This is a genomic window from Arthrobacter sp. 08Y14 (assembly GCF_002929455.1).
GTDB lineage: Bacteria > Actinomycetota > Actinomycetes > Actinomycetales > Micrococcaceae > Arthrobacter_B > Arthrobacter_B sunyaminii.
The window spans coordinates 774,217-791,071 of record NZ_PJIX01000002.1 but is presented as its reverse complement, the minus strand read 5'-3'; the positions used below and the strand labels follow the sequence as shown (position 1 = coordinate 791,071).

Here is a 16,855-nt window from a genome sequence, read left to right as displayed (position 1 = left end):
AACAGACCCCCGCATCTAGTGACGCGGCCGTCCAGGAAACGCTCGGAACCGTTTCTGCCGGGGGACACAGCAGGCTGTTGGTGATCGACGGCCACTCGATGGCATTCCGTGCCTTCTACGCCCTGCCGGCGGAGAACTTCTCCACTGACACCGGTCAGCACACCAACGCGGTGTACGGGTTCACCTCCATGCTCATCAACCTCATCAAGGAGGAGAAGCCCACCCATGTGGCGGTGGCCTTTGACCTTGACACCCCCACCTTCCGTTCCGAGGAGTACACGGAATACAAGGGTGGACGCAACAAGACTCCCGAGGAGTTCCATGGCCAGATAGACCTGATCATCAAGGTCATGGAAGCCATGCGCATCCCCACCCTTTCCATGGACGGCTACGAGGCAGATGACATCCTCGCCACGCTGGCGGAAAAGGCCTCGGCCCGGAACTGGGACGTCATGGTGGTGTCCGGAGACCGCGACGCCTTCCAGCTCGTGGATGACCGCGTCACCGTGTTCTACCCCAAGAAGGGTGTCTCCGACCTGCCGCGCATGGATGCCGCCGCGGTCGAGGCAAAGTACCTGGTACCGCCGGACAAATATTCGGACCTCGCTGCTTTGGTGGGGGAATCCGCCGACAACCTTCCCGGTGTGCCGGGCGTGGGCCCCAAGACTGCTGCCAAGTGGATCAAGCAGTACGGCGGCCTTGAGGGCATCCTCGAAAACCTGGACAGCATCAAGGGCAAGGTGGGGGACTCCCTGCGCGCGAACATCGAGGATGTCAAGCGCAACCGCCGCCTGAACCGCCTGCTGCGGGACCTGGACCTGCCGGTGGACCTGGACGCCATGGCGGCGCAGCGCCCCGACCGCGAAGCGATCGAAGACCTTTTTGATGCCCTGCAGTTCAACGCGCTCCGCAAGCGCCTCTTCGATGTCTACGGCGAAGAGGAAACCACTTCCGCCGGGAACGAACTGCTGCCTCCGGAGCACGTGGTGATCACGGATGCTCCCGCATTGAAGGCGTGGATCGACTCCACCAACCAAGCCAAAACCGCCGTGCAGCTGGTCACCGAGGGTGCGGCGGCAGGGCGCGACGTCGTCGGACTGGCTTTGGTTACGGCCAACGCGGCCGCGTACGTCCCGCTCACGGAGATCGACGCCGACACTGAACAGGTGCTCGCCGGCTGGCTGGCGGATCTGGATGCCCCCAAGGTGGTCCACGATTTCAAGGAGAGCTACAAGGCACTGGCCGCACGCGGACTGCATCTGGCCGGAGAGGTGGACGACACCGCCATTTCCGGTTACCTGATCCAGCCGGACCGCCGCAGCTATGACCTGGCGGACCTGAGCCAGCACCACCTGCGGATGTCCCTGACTCCGTCTGCTCCCGGAACCAACCAGCTCCAGCTGCAGCTTGAGGAAGAGGACGTTGCGTCGCCAGCCGTTATGCAGGCCTTCGCTGCGCTGCAGCTGAGCGAGCACTTTGCCGGACAGCTGGTGGACCGCGGCGCCAACCAGCTCCTGGGCGGACTGGAACTGCCGCTGTCCGAGGTGCTGGCCGAAATGGAGCTGGCGGGCATCGCAGTGTCCACCGAAAAGCTGGACCGGCTGCTGGACGATTTCAGCGCCACCATCGCGCAGGCTAGCAGCGAAGCGTTCAGCATCATCGGCAAGGAGATCAACCTAGGTTCGCCCAAGCAGCTGCAGGTGGTGCTCTTTGATGAACTCGGCCTGCCCAAGACCAAAAAGATCAAGACCGGCTACTCCACCGATGCTGATGCCCTCTCCGATCTGATCATCAAGACCGGGGGACATCCGTTCCTGGCCAACCTGATGGCCTACCGCGACGCCACTAAGCTGCGCCAGACCGTGGAGGGGCTGCGCAAGGCCGTGTCCGACGACGGACGCGTGCACACCACGTATGTCCAAACTGCGGCCGCCACCGGACGGCTGTCCTCCACCAACCCGAACCTGCAGAACATTCCCATCCGGTCCGAAGAAGGCCGCCGGATTCGGGAAGTCTTCACCGTGGGCGAGGGGTATGAAACCCTCCTCACCGCCGACTATTCCCAGGTGGAAATGCGCATCATGGCGCACCTGTCCGGCGATGAAGGGCTGATCGCAGCGTTCCAGGCGGGGGAGGACCTGCACCGTTTTGTCGGCTCGCACATCTTCGGGGTCCCCCCGGAGGAAGTTACCAGCGCCATGCGGTCCAAGGTCAAGGCCATGTCCTATGGCCTGGTCTACGGCCTGAGCTCCTTCGGCCTGTCCAAGCAGCTCGCTATTCCGGTGGATGAAGCCCGCACCCTGATGCGCGACTACTTCAGCCGGTTCGGTGCCGTGCGCGACTACCTGCGCGGCGTCGTCGAGCAGGCCCGCAAGGACGGCTTCACCTCTACCATCGAAGGGCGCCGGCGTTACCTGCCGGACCTCTCCAGTGACAACCGGCAGCTGCGCGAGATGGCAGAACGCGCAGCCTTGAACGCACCCATCCAGGGCTCTGCCGCGGACATCATCAAGAAGGCCATGCTCGGAGTCGACACGGAGCTGAAGACCCAGGGCCTGAAGTCCCGCATGCTGCTGCAGGTCCATGATGAACTGGTGCTCGAAGTGGCCCCCGGTGAACGGGACGCTGTGGAAAAGCTGGTCCGGGAGCAGATGGGCTCGGCTGCGGAGCTGTCGGTTCCGCTGGACGTGTCAGTGGGTGTCGGTGTCAGCTGGCACGAGGCGGGCCACTAAAGCGCACCAAGCAAAGCGCACCAGGCGCAAACTCAACTGGCGAATTCAACTGGGGGAACATAATGCAGGATGCGGCAGTGAGCAGCGGGTTGGGCAGCGGGTTGCGGACAGCCTCCTTCGCGCCGGAGAACGACGACGCCCGGACCGCCAACTGGTTCCAGGCTGTCAACCTGGGGTTCCATGAACAGCGGAACGACGCAAAGCATCTCCCGGCCGTGGTGGACGCCTATCAGAGTGACGGCCGCATCCTGACCGCCGTCTATGACGATACGGTTCCGGATTCCGCCTGGGATCCGGATGTTCCGGTGGCTACCTACGCCACCATGGTCAATTCCTTGAACGTTGGCGGCGGTCGGCTGCTTCCGGCGCATCTGGTCACGGCGGTGACGGTGCGGCCGACACACCGCCGCCGCGGAATCCTCCGCACCATGATGACCAGCGACCTGCGGCGCGCCAAGGAATCGGGGCTGGCGCTGGCCGGGCTGACGGCCTCCGAAGCGACCATCTACGGCCGCTTCGGGTTCGGCGCTGCCACCTCAACCGCAGAGATCAGGCTGGATACCCGAGGCGGCCTGGATTTCACTTCCCCCGCCACAGGAAGCGTCGCCGTGGCGGACAGCGCAAAGCTGAAGTTCGTGGCCCCGGACATCTACCGGGCCCATCTGCAGCGGACCGACGGTGCCCTGGGCCGCCAGCACGGTTACTGGATGCGTGCCTCCGGCGACTGGAGCGAGGAGAGCTTCGAGCCGGACAAGGGTCTGCGCGGGGTGCTCCATTACAACGCCAACGGCGTCCCCGACGGCTACGCCGCCTATAAGTCCCTGGGTTGGCGGACCGAGCCGCACACCATGAAGGTCACTGACCTGGTGGCGGCAAGCGACGACGCCTACCGGGAACTGTGGCGCTATCTGGGCTCCATCGACCTGGTGGACCGGCTGACCTTTGATGCGGCACCCGTCGCTGATCCGCTGCCCTGGATGCTGGCGGACCGCCGCCGGTACTCCGTCACCAGCGTGGATGACGTTCTGTGGCTTCGCGTCCTGGACACGAAGGCGGCCCTTGAAGCCCGGCATTACACGGGGTCGGGCACTGTTGTCCTCACCGTCCGGGATCCACTGGGAATGGCCGACGGCGTGTGGCAGCTGGACGTCGACGGCGGAAATGCGGTCGCTAGTCCGGTGGAGGCCGGATCCGCTCCCGCGGGCGCCGCCGCCGAAATTGACGTTGCTGCCCTGGGATCCCTGTATCTGGGCGGTGTCAGCGCCCCCACGCTGGCGGCAGCGGGCGGAATACGGGGGAGCCAGGCGGCGTTGGAAGTCCTTGATGCTCTTTTCACTGCCGGTCCCGCACCGTACTGCAGCACCCATTTCTAGCCCGGAACGCGACTACTTCCTATAAAGTGGTCCTGGTGCTTTGACCTGAGTTGCAGGCTGCGGCTAGACTGATCTGGCGCGTAATTGCGCAGTAAGTTACCAATTCTGTCCATCTCCGGACAAACAAGCACTGTCTTGAGGCAGGCCTGAACGGCTGCTCTGAGTTCGGTGGGAGCGCATCCGGAATACAAAACAACTTCCACATCGGAGTCCCAACTACATGACCATCACCACCACCGAGAAGTCCGGTACCCCGCAGGTCGCTATCAACGACATCGGTACTGCCGAGGACTTCCTCGCCGCCATTGACGCAACGATCAAGTACTTCAACGACGGCGATCTCGTCGAAGGTACCGTCGTCAAGGTTGACCGCGACGAGGTCCTGCTCGACATCGGTTACAAGACCGAGGGTGTCATCCCTTCCCGTGAGCTCTCCATCAAGCACGACGTTGATCCCGGAGACGTTGTCTCTGTTGGCGATCAGGTCGAAGCTTTGGTTCTCACCAAGGAAGACAAAGAAGGCCGCCTGATTCTCTCCAAGAAGCGCGCACAGTACGAGCGCGCCTGGGGCGACATCGAGAAGGTCAAGGAAGAAGACGGCGTCGTTACCGGTACCGTCATCGAGGTTGTCAAGGGTGGCCTCATCCTGGACATCGGCCTGCGCGGCTTCCTGCCGGCCTCCCTCGTCGAGATGCGTCGTGTCCGCGACCTGGCTCCGTACATCGGCCAGCAGATCGAAGCCAAGATCATCGAACTGGACAAGAACCGCAACAACGTTGTTCTGTCCCGCCGTGCCTGGCTCGAGCAGACGCAGTCCGAGGTTCGCTCCACGTTCCTCAACAAGCTGGAAAAGGGCCAGGTTCGTCCGGGCGTTGTTTCCTCCATCGTCAACTTCGGTGCATTCGTGGACCTTGGCGGCGTAGACGGTCTCGTCCACGTTTCCGAGCTGTCCTGGAAGCACATCGACCACCCCTCCGAGGTCGTTGAAGTTGGCCAGGAAGTCACCGTTGAGGTTCTGGAAGTTGACCTCGACCGCGAGCGTGTCTCCCTGTCGCTGAAGGCTACGCAGGAAGATCCGTGGCAGACCTTCGCCCGCACCCACGCCCTGGGCCAGGTTGTGCCGGGTAAGGTCACCAAGCTGGTTCCGTTCGGTGCGTTCGTTCGCGTCGAAGACGGCATCGAAGGCCTGGTCCACATCTCCGAGCTGGCAGTTCGCCACGTAGAGCTGGCCGAGCAGGTTGTTTCCGTTGGAGACGAGCTGTTCGTCAAGGTCATCGACATCGACCTCGAGCGTCGCCGCATCAGCCTGTCGCTGAAGCAGGCCAACGAGGGCGTAGACCCCGAAGGCACCGAGTTCGACCCGGCTCTGTACGGCATGGCCGCAGAGTACGACGAAGCCGGCAACTACAAGTACCCGGAGGGCTTCGACCCCGAGTCCAACGAATGGCTCGAAGGCTACGAGACTCAGCGTGCCGCTTGGGAGCAGCAGTACGCTGACGCCCAGGCTCGCTGGGAAGCCCACAAGAAGCAGGTTGCACAGCACGCTTCCGAGGACATCGCAGCTGCTTCGGAGACTTCCGAATCCGGCACCACGAGCTACTCCTCCGAGCCGGCTGTTGCTGAGACGGGTGCCGGCACGCTGGCTTCCGACGAAGCACTTGCCGCTCTGCGCGAGAAGCTCACGGGCAACTAATTTCCCTCGGTTGAACTAACCGGTTGAAATAGCTCAAAAAAGCAGGCCCCCACTTCGGTGGGGGCCTGCTTTTGCGTTCAGAAACTACTGCGGTGCGTCGTTGGCGTAGCGCAGGCCCAGCTGGGCCCGCACGCCGTCGAGCAGTTCCATGGTCCGCAGGGTGTCCGCAAGGGGCATGGTGGGGCTCTCGGTCAGGCCCTGCTGGATGCAGCGGGTGACCTCACGCAGCTGGTACGTATAGCCGGTGCCCGCGCGTTCAAATGACTCCACCCGCACACCGGCGGGTCCGCTTACGTGCAGCTCGCTCGGGTTATAGAGGTCTCCGCCGCCCGTCCTCAGCCAGCCGCCGCTGCAGGCGATGGTGGCACTGCCCGGGCCCGAGGCCGCCAGCGAGGACGTGAGCTGGGCGTGGCGGCCGTCGTCGTAACGCAGCGTCAGGGCGTTCTGGATGTCCACGCCGTGCTCGTTGAGGATTCCGGACGCCTCAACGCCATCAGGCCAGCCCAACGCTCCCAGAGCCCAGGTGAGGGTGTAGACGGACAGATCCAGCAGTGCTCCGCCGCCGGCTGCGGGGTCCCATATCCTGGCGGCCGGATCCGCCGGCGCAGGGAAGCCCAGGTCGGCCTGCACCCAGGACGGTGCTCCGAGCTCGCCGGAGGCCAGGATGTCCCAGGCTCGGTTTGCACTGGGCAGGAACCGCGTCCAGAGTGCTTCCATGAGGAACAGATTCCGGTCCCGGGCGATCGTGATCAGCTCGGCTGCTTCAGCGGCGTTGACAGTGAGCGGCTTCTCGCACAGTACGTGCTTGCCGTGTTCGAGGGCGCTCCTGGCAACCTCATAATGCTGGGCGTGCGGAGTGGCAATGTAAACGACGTCGACCGACGGGTCGGCGAACATCTGTTCAAAACCGGAGGGTCCGCCGTCGGCGTCGGAGTACGAGGTGTGAAAGCCGAACCGGTCCGCGAACTCTGCTGCGCGGGCTCCGCTGCGCGAACTCACCGCATGCAGGATTGAATCCTCAAGCAGGGATAGGTCGGCGGTAACCGTACCGGCAATGCTGCCCGTTGCTACCACCGCCCACTTCAGCGGCGCGCCGGTGGAGGCCAGGGGAGACGCAGCCCCGTCCTGCGCGCAGGGGGGACGGACAATGCGCCGGCTCGCAGTGACAGGAGTGGCGGTGGGAAAGGACAAAGGATCAGCTCCTACGCGGATTCTCGGACAACCAGGGAGGTGGGCAGGCGGTGGATGCGTTCAGCAGCCCGCCCTTCGATCAGTTCCACCAGGAGCTCGGCCATTTTCTCCCCGAGTGCCGCGATTGGATGATGGATGGTGGTCAGGGCCGGGCTGAGGCTCGTGGCGTAATAGTCGTCATCGAAGCCGACGACGGCGATGTCTTCCGGAATGCGGAGCCCGCGTTCCTTGATGACGGAGTATGCACCGGCTGCCATCTGGTCATTGGCTGCGAAGAGCGCGTCCAGCGGCTTTTCGCGGCTCAGCAGCCGCCGCATTGCGGCGGCCCCGGAAGTGACGGTGAAATCACCGGTCTCCACCAGCGCGTCATCCAGTCCTGCTTGTTGCACAGTGGTCCGCCATCCCGCCAGCCGGTCCACACCGGGAGGCATGTCCTGCGGCCCCGCGATGGTGGCAATGTGGCGCCGTCCGCTTTCCACCAGCCGTGCAGTGGCGGCAGCAGCCCCTTCCTCGTTGTCCACCTCCACGAAGTAGCTGTCCTTGGCGTTGATCAGCGGCCGCCCTGCAAACACCAGCGGCAGTGACCCGTTCAGGTGTGCCCAGGAATGGTCGCCGGTGTGGTGGGACACCACCAGGACGCCGTCCACGTTCCCGCCCATCAGATAACGCCGGGTCTTTTCCGGATTGGCTTCCGAGGACGTGACCATGTTTAGCATGTAGTCGGTGGTATTCAGATACCGGGCGACGCCCTCCACGACCGTTGCGAAAAACGGATCGGCGAAAACCTTGGACGTAGACTCCGGGACGAGCAGGGTTACCGTGTAGGTGCGGCGGCTGGCAAGGGTCCTTGCCGCACGGTTGGGCACGTAATTGAGCGTGCGTACTGCCTTTTCAACGGAGCTGGCCAGTTGCGGGTCAACCGACGGGGCGCCGTTGACCACACGGGACACCGTCGCCCTGGAGACACCGGCCAGGGCCGCCACCATTTCCAGGGTGGGAGCAGGTGTGGCCTGGCCGGATTCAGCACTCAATGGTCTTCTCCAGATGTGTTCTCCCTCTGCAGGGGTTTGTCCGCGGCGGTTTGTCCATCTTAGGTCGGCTTAGACCACAGGCGCCACGGACCGCGTGGCGCGGGTCCCGGAGCGCGCGGCTGCAATGTGCCGGCTGTAGGCGTGGCCGCTGTCCTTGACGGTGCGGGCCTGGGTGTCATAGTCCACCCGCACAATCCCAAAACGCTTGCTGTAGCCCCAGGACCATTCGAAGTTGTCCAGCAGGGACCAGACAAAGTAGCCCCGGACATCCGCCCCTGCCTCAACGGCCCGGCCGACAGCGGCAATGTGGTCCAGGATGTACTGAGTGCGTTCTTCATCGGGGACACTTCCGTCCGCAAGAACGGCGTCGTCGTAAGCCGCGCCGTTTTCGGTGACGTACAGCGGCGGAAGAGACGGAAACTCCTCACCCAGGCGGACCAGCAGCTTGCGGAGCCCGTCGGGGTTGACCTCCCAGTCCATCGCGGTGCGGGGCAGCCCGCGGCTCGGGAAGGTGATGTGTTCGGCACCAATCCACGGTGATGCCGGCTGGCGGCCGGAGCCGCCTGAATGGCCGTCGCCTCCCGTGGTGTCCGGATGGCCGCTGATCAGGTCATCGTGGTAGTGGTTGACGCCCAGGAAATCGATGGGAGCGCCGATGACCTCCATGTCACCCGGAAGAATCACGTCATGCAGCCCAAACGGTTCAAGGTCCCGCAGGGAGTCCTCCGGGTAGGCGCCGCGCAGGATCGGATCCAGGAAAATGCGGTTTTGCAGGGAGTCGAACAGCCGGGCGGCTTCGAGGTCGACGGGGTCCGAGGCATCCCTGGGGATGGCATTGCTCAGGTTGAGGGTGATGCCCAGCTGCTGCGCACCCCGGTCACGCAGATGCGTGACGGCGAGTCCGTGGGCAAGATGCTGGTGATGCACCGCAGCGACGGCTGCCCGGGGCTCCTGCCTCCCGGGTGCATGCACGCCGGAGCCGTAACCCAGCAGCGAAGAGCAGAACGGCTCATTGAAGGTGGTCCAGTGCTGCACCCGGTCGCCCAGGGCCGAATAGACATCATCCGCGTACTCCAGGAAGCGGTGGGCCGTGTCGCGGTTGGCCCAGCCGCCTGCCTCCTCCAGTTCCTGCGGCAGGTCCCAGTGGTAAAGGGTGAGCCAGGGGAGGATGCCGGCCTCCAGGAGCTCATCCACCAGGCGGGAATAGAAGTCCAGACCCCGGGCATTGGTGCTTCGGCCGCCGGGGCGTACCCGTGCCCAGCTGGTGGAGAACCGGTAGGAGTCCAGTCCAAGATCCTTCATGAGGGCAACGTCTGCCGGCATGCGGTGGTAGTGGTCAACGGCCGTCTCGGGGGTGTCTCCGTTCAAGGTGTTTCCCGGCGTGCGGGCAAAGGCGTCCCAAACGGAGTCTTCCTTGCCGTCCGTCCAGGCAGCGCCTTCAATCTGGGCTGCAGCTGTGGCTGATCCCCAGATGAAGCCGTCCGGCCAGTTGTTCCCCGAGGGTGGTGTGTTGGTCATTAGCCCTTCACTGCTCCTTGCATGATTCCGGAAATAAGTTGTTTGCCCGCGGCCACAAAAAGGACCAGCAGGGGTATGGTCGCCAGGACCGCGCCGGTCAGCACCACTGAGTAGTCCACGTAGCGGGCTGACGACAGCTGGCTTAGTGCGGTCTGGAGCGTCGGATTGCCGGCGTTGAGAACCAGCAGTGGCCAGAGGAAGTCGGTCCAGGCCATCATGAACGTGAACAGGCTCAGGATGGCCATGGCCGGCTTGGCTGCCGGCAGTGCGACATGCCAGAAGGTCCTGATCATGTTGGCGCCGTCCATGCGTGCCGATTCGATCAGCTCGTCAGGGATCACGTCCACCAGGTACTGGCGCATGAAGAACACGCCGAAGGCCGTGACGAGGCTGGGAATAATCACCGCACCGATTTCACCGGTCCAGCCGAGGGTGCGCATCACCATGAACAGCGGAATGATGCCCAGCTGGGTGGGGATGGCCATGGTGGCCACCACCGCCACCATGAGGACGGTGTTTCCCCGGAACCGCAGCTTGGCGAAGGCATAGCCGGCCAGCGTGGAGAACGTCACCACCGAGACGGTGATGATCGTGGAGATCAGGATGCTGTTCCAGAGCGCCGTCCAAAACGGGATGGTGTCAAAGACCTCTGAGACGTTGTTCCAGAAGTTACCGCCCGGCAGCAGCGGGGGCCAGTCCAGTCCGAGGGCTTCATTGGTTCGGCTGCCGACGACGACAGACCACCACAGCGGATAGGCGGAACCCAGGAAGAACGCCAGAAGCAGGCCGTAGGTCAGATAGCCGGGCTTCAGTCCGTTGCCGAAAATGCGCTGGCGGAGCGGACGCCGGGCACGCCGGCTGGAAACCGGGGCGCCTGTCCGGGCTGTGTCCTTTTCGAGGAGGCTCATTTGCGTTTCCCTTCGGCGCGGCGCTGTGCCCGGTTGCGGGGCTTCTTGGTATCAGCGGACGCAATCTTCTTTGAGATGGAGAAGTTGATGAGTCCGATGATCACGATGATCAGAAAGAGCAGCCAGGCAATCGCGGAGGCTTTGCCGAAGTTGTTCCGCTGGAAGCCCATCTCCCAGAGATAGAGCACGGTGGTTTGGAAGGTGCGCTGCGGACCGCCCGGATCGGTCGGATCGAAGAGCCGCGGTTCCGCGAAGATCTGCAGGCCGCCAATGGTGGACGTGATGATGACAAAGATCATGGTCGGCCGGATGCTCGGCAGCGTAATGCTGAAGAAGCGCCTGAAGGCACCGGCTCCGTCGATCGCGGCCGACTCATAGATATCGCGGGGAACAGCCTGCATGGCTGCCAGGAGAATCAGTGCGTTGTAGCCGGTCCACCGCCAGTTGACCATGGTGGCGATCGCGATGTGGCTCGGCAGGGTATCGGTTCGCCACATAATCGGGTCAATGCCGAAGTTGCCCAGCAGGTTGTTGATCAGGCCCGGGTCCTCACCGAACATGTTGGTGAAAATCACCGCGACGGCCACGGGGGTAACAACGTAGGGGAGGAGGACGCTCATGCGCCAGAACGTCTTGGCCCGCAGGTTCTGGTCAAGCACCGCCGCAATGAACAGGGCACCAATGAGCTGCGGAATAGCGGAAAGCAGGAAGATGCTCATCGTGTTCCCCAGCGAATTCCAGAAGAACCTGTCCTGGAGTACGTTGGTGAAGTTTGCCAGCCCAATGAACTCGCCCTGGCCCTTGAGCAGGTGCCAGTCGTGCAGCGACACCCAGAACGTGTAAACCAGCGGGAAGAGGCCCACCAGCGCAAAGAGCAGGAAGAAGGGGGAGATGTACAGGTAGGGGGAGAATTTCAGGTCCCAGGCGCTGAGGCGGTGCCTGAACGGGGACACTGCCCTGGTCGGCGGCGCCGCGGGCGCGGGGCGTTTGAGAGTTACGGTCATGACGATTCTCGCAGTCCGTCTGGGGGGCCTCCGGCAGTGCCGGAGGCCCCGCTCGACTAGTTCCTAGTTGTTGACTACGAGCTCATTCAGGAGCTTCATGGCCTCGTTCCAGGAGCCTTCCCCGTCAGTGGTGCCTGCATCAAGCTGGCCCAGTGCGGCGCTGAAGACTTTGTCCTGGATAACTGAGTCCTCCGGACCCTTGAACTGAGCTGTGACACCCTCCGCGCGCGATGCGAGGATTGCGCCGGTGGGGGCGTTGTTGAACAGCTCATTGGGCGCTGCCTCTTCGGCAAGCTGCTTTTGGGCCTCCACGGTGCTGGGGAAGTTGTTTGCTGCCGCAGACTGCTTCACCTGCTGCTCCGGGGCCGTCAGCCAGGCAGCCAGCTTCGCTGCTTCCTCCTTGTGCTCGGAAGTCTCCGGAACGGAGAGGAAGGCGCCACCCCAGTTTGAGGCTCCGCCGGGGAAGACATCAGCGAAGTCCCATCCGGCCTCCGCGCCTGCTCCTGCGGATTCCATCTGGGTTTGAATGGTGCCCAGCATCCAGCCGGGGCAGACGAAGGTTGCGAAGGATCCGTCAGCGAAAGCCTTGCCCTTGCCCCAGTCCCACTTCTTCTCGTTGGCGGACAGTCCGGCCTCCGTGCCCGCAGCGAGCTGCATGAACTGTTCCTTCATGGCGGCGTTGTCTTCGATGTTCAGCTCACCGTCGGCGGTGTAATAGCCCTCCTCCATCTGGTTCACCATGGAGTTCCACACGAAGCCCGACTGGTCGTACCAGGCCAGGCCGGTCTTGTCGTGATACTGCTGGCCAATTTCGAAGTACTTGTCCCAGGTGGCGTCGTCTCCGCCGAACAGTTCTGCTACCGCCTCACGGTCGCTGGGGAGCCCGGCGGCCTCGAAGAGCTTGCCGTTGTAGCAGAGGCCCTGGGGGCCAATGTCGGTGCCGTAGCCAATGACGCGGCCCTCGGAATCGGTGCCCTGCTTGAACTTCCAGTCGACCCAGTTGTCCTTGATGTCTTCGGCCCCGTATTCATTGAGGTCCACGAACTGGTCGGACACTTCCATGATGGAACCGAGCCAGCCTTCTTCAATGGCAACCACGTCGCTTAGGCCGGACCCGGCGGACAACTTTGTGAAGGCATCGGTCCGCGCGTTCTCGCCGCGGTCGATGTTGTTGGGGTTGATTTTGATGCCGGGGTTGGCGTCTTCGTATTCGGCGTACAGGTCGTCGTAGCCGAAGGTGCCGAACGTCGTCACGCTCAGCTCGATGGGATTCTCGGCGCTTGCCGCTTCCTGGTCGCCGCCGCCGCCGCAGCCTGAGGCGAGCAGCGCCACAGCAGCGGCACCTGCAATTGCCGCTGCGGGAAATCGGAAATTCTTCACGGTCACTCCTTTGTGTTCGGATAGAGCAGTGCAATCCCGGAGCAGCGGACCGTGCCTCTTATCTGGGCAGGCTTGATCAACGGAAGCGGGATGGAGAAGGCATAAAAGGCTGGAACAGAGTTCTGCGCTCCGGGCCATCACATTTGGCTGAGAGAGCGCTCTCTTGACGTTCGCTTTACTCTAGGAGTGATATGGATCACTGTCAAGAGAGCGCTCTCTGAGTTTTTTTCAGGGGGCTGCGGGCGAGTGGGCAGATCAACGCTGCGGATGATTCCAGGGGCGCCGTAACCGTTCCCGGTTCGCTGCCTGGCGGCGTCTGGGTTTCCTTAACCTAGAGTCCAGTCAGTGGTGGCGAAGGACGCGGCACCTTGCCAGTCTGACTTCACCGGTACTCGCGGGCACCGGGGGTCTGAATGGTTTCGTATCCATTGCGGATGAAAGAGGCCGAGGTTGCCGTCGAAGGATTGCCAGGGGCCAAAGCCGTGGCGCTGTATTGGTCCCTGCTGAAGTAATCACGTGGACTCCATCGGGGAAGATATAGATTACGAAGTGTTCACGGAAATGCTGAAGCTTTGAATCGGGTGGCCTCATATGAGATTTTTGCGAGAAAACCCCGGTTTTTCAGTGCTGTGGGCGATCAACTTCGCTTCCTCCATGGTGGGTTGGTCGATGGGAATTGCCCTCAGCGTTCATATCTATCAGCTGACCGGGTCAGCCCTGTGGACCGCCGTGTTCGCCGCCACTCCTGCGATGGCAGGACTTGTCTTTGGCCCTGTGGCCGGAACGGTGGCGGATCGCTGGAATCCGCTTCGGGTGGTGCAACTCACCCTAGCGTTGCGGGTCGTCGTTTTGATGGGTTTGTTCGTGGTTGCTGAAGCGCCGGCCGGATTGGCATTTCTGGTCTTCCTGCAAGCCGTCATCCAACAAATTTATCGACCAGCAGAACAGGTACTGATCGCTGATTTTGTGTCGGCTGATAACCTTCCTCAGGCCAATGGCCTCAATTCGTTTGCATCGAATGCTACTCGGCTTGTTGCTCCGGCGCTTGGTGGCTTCATTATGGTTCTCACAGGGTTTAGCGGGACCGCACTCGGCGTGACTGTCTTCATGACATGTTCGGCTATCTTGAGCTTTACTCTGGGTCGCTGGTACCGTCCGAAGCCGCCGCGGGATGATAACGAGGTGTCCGACGGCGTAGCGCCCAGGGGTATGAAGCCTGTCGGCACCTACCTAAAATTGTTCCGTCGGAATCCCCGGGTGTGGGGTTTAGTTCTTCTCCAAATCCTTGACGCCGTCAAAGAGGGACCGCTCACCGCTCTGTTTCCCGTCCTAATGTTGGGGGTAGTGGGCGCCACTGCCAGTGAAATGGGACTGGCCAGCAGTGCGTTCGCTGTTTCGGCCGTCTTGGCAGGTCCGCTGATGGGAACAGTCATCAAGCGGCTTGGCTATCACCTGCCGGTTGTCGCCGGAGCAGCCGTGGCTCAAAGCCTGATCGTCGTTCTGGTGATCTGGCCCTCCTTCGAGATGGCCCTCATTGTATTTTTTCTATCCGGGCTGCCTTTCACGGTGTCCTGGGTGGGGAGCCAGACCTGGCTATTGTTGACGGCGCCGTTAGCTATGAGAGGTCGTGTTATTGGTACGAGTGGAGCCATCTACTCGGGTGTTTCTTTAGCCACAATGCTGGGCAGTGGTGCTCTGGCTGACATCGTGGGTGTCCAGTGGGTGATAGGGGTCGCCGCAGCTGTTGCTGTCCTTGGTCTCATTCCCGTCCACTCCTGTTGCGGTCCGAGATGAGTGCTGTGGACGCCGGTGGTGTTCCGCAAACGCAGAATTGATTGTCGTGCCACCGAGCTCCCGGCCTCATCTCTTATGCGACCAGAAAGAAGTAAAAGGAAAGATGGAGGGTGAGATTCAGATGAAGAGTTTTCAACGCCAGGCGTAGCGAAGCGAGGACGAATCCGAGGGCAAGGATCGACAGGCTCGGTAGGACGTTAACGGGCGCGAAGCTTTGCGGAAGGAACACTGCGTGGCCAAGCCAGAACATGACCGCACTGGCGACGAGCACGCCCCATGGCGGCAGCCGTTCCCGCAAGTAGCACTGCAGCAGCCCGAAGGTGAGGTAGTTCTGCCAGACCACGGGGACAGTCATCCAGAACATGTACAACGCCGCTGGTGCCTCCAGCTCGTAGCGAAACGGCACCGTGAAGGCCAGCCCGAGCGGCAGCGCGTACAGCCACCTCGACCATGAGCGTGCAAAGAGGTCCCGGTTGTACCGGGGATGTGCGAGCAGCAGGACGATGACGATGATGAGCGCGAGGATCGTCTCAATGAGTATGGACACGTCCGGATCTGTGGTGAATAGCTTGCCGGCACCGTTGGCAAGAAGCCCTGGCGTGAGATACCAAAGGCCGAGCCATATTGCAGAGACCAGAACGAGCTTCGTCCGAGACGGATGAGTTCGGGTGCTGGAGATCGTTGTACCCGTTTTTTGTGGCACAGTCACGGCGGAAACCTGGAAGTCATGGGCACACCCTATCGGCCTGAGAATTCTTGGCCAGCGCGTATGGATGTCAATTCGATAAATCAGCCATACCCGGGCCGGCCGGTGATGCAGGCAGTTGTCCTGAATAGAATCAAGGCCATTGAAAGGGTGGGATAAGTATGAGAACCAGGACAATAAATCCACGGTCTGACGGACAAAATCACTCGGGACGTCTCATCGTGAGTATCGGATGACACCCGCAACACCTGGGCCGCCCGTTGGCGTGGCGAGCCTGCGCCTGCTGTTTTCCCCCGAGAGCTATAACCTTGGTGAGACAACGCGCGGGATCGAGGTGGCTGCCGAGGCGAACATGCGTGGTCATGACACAAGATTCCACATCTACTCGCGGCGTTACCTCTCGACGATTGAAGATGCTGGACAACCGGTCCGCCTCACCCGGCCGATCATGTCGGATCGCGAAGCTGATCAGGTCATGGCACTCGACCAGGGACGGGGGATTCGGCATCCCTTCACCCGCGATCTGATTCGTCGACGGGTCCTGTCCGAGATTGCGGCGATCCGACAGTTCGGCGCTGACGCCGTCGTCATAGGCTCTAACCCGACCATGTTCCTCGCTGCCCGGATTGCCGGTGTACCGCTTTTCTACATACGCCCCTATGCCTTCTCCAACACGCATCTGTCCGTAGGTACTGCCACTGGTACGGGGAGGGCCCCGCGGGCCCTTCGAATGCTCGCCCGGGTAAGCACTTGGAAACCACGAGCATTCTCCCGGATAGCCCGCGAATTTGGACTGGAACTTCCGCGCCGGACGGGCGATGCATTCTCCGCAGACGTGAACCTGATCGCCTCACTGTTTCCCGCGCTGCGGGAGGACCCAACTACTGATGGTGATGTCCTTGTCGGCCCGATCTTTTCGCGTCCAGCTGTTGAACTACCAGCCGTGGCACACGAAAGATCATCATCGCGGCCCCTCGTATACGTTGCCATGGGATCCTCCGGATCACCCCGGATCTTGGCTTCGGTCCTGCGGCAGCTTTCATCAGCTCCCGTAGAAGTACTGGTTGCCGGTGGCGTCGGTCTCTCGAACGATGATCGGAGATCGTTGGGCGCAAACATCCATCTCGAGTCCACTGTCCCGGCTCATCTACTGGCCGGCCGGATTGACGCTTCGATCACGCATGGTGGAGAGGGAACGGTTCAGGCCGCGTGCCTTTCGGGCGTCCCCTTCGCGGGGACCGCAATGCAAGCCGAGCAACGCTGGAACATTGATGAATGCGTCCGGTACGGCAACGCCCTGCGCTTCACCGAAGCCGATGTTCGCAAAGGCCGTGTTAGAGACATCCTGGACGAGCTGCTGACCAGCAAACCTCTTCGAAACCGAGCACAAGAACTGGGAGTGCGAATGCGCGAGCTCGATGGCCCTGCCCGCGCCGTCGAGGCTATACGCGCCGTCGAGGCTATAGAGGGGTATTTGGAAACTCATGCGGAGGTCAAGAACGTCAGCGCAGGTTAAGGCCGGCGA

At 62.2% G+C, this 16,855-nt stretch carries 12 protein-coding genes; 5 read left to right on the top strand and 7 right to left on the bottom strand.

Annotated features, from left to right (window positions below):
* Nucleotides 1-98: 98 nt before the first annotated feature.
* The 3 genes from polA to rpsA all read left to right on the top strand — a co-directional run bounded on the left by polA (nucleotide 99) and on the right by rpsA (nucleotide 5,798).
* Nucleotides 99-2,732, top strand: coding sequence for a DNA polymerase I (gene polA / locus CXR03_RS10195; RefSeq protein WP_258073625.1), 2,634 nt, complete (start codon nucleotides 99-101; stop codon nucleotides 2,730-2,732).
* Nucleotides 2,733-2,809: 77 nt separating this feature from the next.
* Nucleotides 2,810-4,105 (top strand): GNAT family N-acetyltransferase, encoded by a 1,296-nt coding sequence (locus CXR03_RS10190; protein WP_181034550.1) that lies wholly within the window; start codon nucleotides 2,810-2,812, stop codon nucleotides 4,103-4,105.
* 220 nt (nucleotides 4,106-4,325) lie between these two features.
* Nucleotides 4,326-5,798, top strand: a complete 1,473-nt coding sequence (gene rpsA, locus CXR03_RS10185) for a 30S ribosomal protein S1 (RefSeq protein WP_104054165.1) — start codon at nucleotides 4,326-4,328, stop codon at nucleotides 5,796-5,798.
* 84 nt (nucleotides 5,799-5,882) lie between these two features.
* Here the strand turns inward: rpsA and CXR03_RS10180 are convergent, their stop codons facing one another.
* The 6 genes from CXR03_RS10180 to CXR03_RS10155 form a co-directional block, all read right to left on the bottom strand.
* The gene (locus CXR03_RS10180) at nucleotides 5,883-6,947 is read right to left on the bottom strand and encodes a Gfo/Idh/MocA family protein (RefSeq protein ID WP_104104092.1); all 1,065 of its coding nucleotides are present in this window, start codon (nucleotides 6,945-6,947) and stop codon (nucleotides 5,883-5,885) included.
* Between the two features lie 53 nt (nucleotides 6,948-7,000).
* Entirely contained in the window at nucleotides 7,001-7,975 is a 975-nt protein-coding gene (locus CXR03_RS10175) for a LacI family DNA-binding transcriptional regulator (RefSeq protein ID WP_104104091.1), read from the bottom strand.
* A gap of 114 nt (nucleotides 7,976-8,089) precedes the next feature.
* Entirely contained in the window at nucleotides 8,090-9,538 is a 1,449-nt protein-coding gene (locus tag CXR03_RS10170; RefSeq protein WP_104103678.1) for a GH1 family beta-glucosidase, read from the bottom strand.
* Complete coding sequence (locus CXR03_RS10165) at nucleotides 9,538-10,446, bottom strand: carbohydrate ABC transporter permease (RefSeq protein WP_104103677.1); 909 nt, start codon at nucleotides 10,444-10,446, stop codon at nucleotides 9,538-9,540. Before CXR03_RS10165 ends, CXR03_RS10170 begins: the two co-directional genes overlap by 1 nt.
* Entirely contained in the window at nucleotides 10,443-11,450 is a 1,008-nt protein-coding gene (locus CXR03_RS10160; RefSeq protein WP_104103676.1) for a carbohydrate ABC transporter permease, read from the bottom strand. Before CXR03_RS10160 ends, CXR03_RS10165 begins: the two co-directional genes overlap by 4 nt.
* 63 nt (nucleotides 11,451-11,513) lie before the next feature.
* Nucleotides 11,514-12,830 (bottom strand): ABC transporter substrate-binding protein, encoded by a 1,317-nt coding sequence (locus CXR03_RS10155; RefSeq protein WP_237688575.1) that lies wholly within the window; start codon nucleotides 12,828-12,830, stop codon nucleotides 11,514-11,516.
* Nucleotides 12,831-13,430: 600 nt separating this feature from the next.
* On the opposite strand from CXR03_RS10155, the gene CXR03_RS10150 reads away from it, so the two are divergent.
* Nucleotides 13,431-14,624: an MFS transporter gene (locus CXR03_RS10150; RefSeq protein WP_219816221.1), complete on the top strand. Its 1,194-nt coding sequence runs from the start codon at nucleotides 13,431-13,433 to the stop codon at nucleotides 14,622-14,624.
* Nucleotides 14,625-14,697: 73 nt separating this feature from the next.
* Here the strand turns inward: CXR03_RS10150 and CXR03_RS10145 are convergent, their stop codons facing one another.
* On the bottom strand, nucleotides 14,698-15,333 hold the full coding sequence (locus CXR03_RS10145) for a hypothetical protein (protein WP_181034549.1): 636 nt from the start codon (nucleotides 15,331-15,333) through the stop codon (nucleotides 14,698-14,700).
* Nucleotides 15,334-15,562: 229 nt separating this feature from the next.
* Between CXR03_RS10145 and CXR03_RS10140 the strand changes: the two genes are divergently transcribed.
* Nucleotides 15,563-16,846: a glycosyltransferase gene (locus CXR03_RS10140; protein ID WP_104103672.1), complete on the top strand. Its 1,284-nt coding sequence runs from the start codon at nucleotides 15,563-15,565 to the stop codon at nucleotides 16,844-16,846.
* The last annotated feature ends 9 nt before the right edge of the window (nucleotides 16,847-16,855 follow it).

Excerpts from the sequence above, each read along its gene's own strand:
- CXR03_RS10170 (WP_104103678.1), bottom strand. The coding sequence starts at position 9,538 with ATGACCAACACACCACCCTCGGGGAACAACTGGCCGGACGGCTTCATC.
- CXR03_RS10165 (WP_104103677.1), bottom strand. The coding sequence starts at position 10,446 with ATGAGCCTCCTCGAAAAGGACACAGCCCGGACAGGCGCCCCGGTTTCC.
- CXR03_RS10140 (WP_104103672.1), top strand. The coding sequence starts at position 15,563 with ATGACACCCGCAACACCTGGGCCGCCCGTTGGCGTGGCGAGCCTGCGC.
- polA (WP_258073625.1), top strand. The coding sequence starts at position 99 with ATGGCATTCCGTGCCTTCTACGCCCTGCCGGCGGAGAACTTCTCCACT.
- CXR03_RS10160 (WP_104103676.1), bottom strand. The coding sequence starts at position 11,450 with ATGACCGTAACTCTCAAACGCCCCGCGCCCGCGGCGCCGCCGACCAGG.
- rpsA (WP_104054165.1), top strand. The coding sequence starts at position 4,326 with ATGACCATCACCACCACCGAGAAGTCCGGTACCCCGCAGGTCGCTATC.
- CXR03_RS10175 (WP_104104091.1), bottom strand. The coding sequence starts at position 7,975 with ATGGTGGCGGCCCTGGCCGGTGTCTCCAGGGCGACGGTGTCCCGTGTG.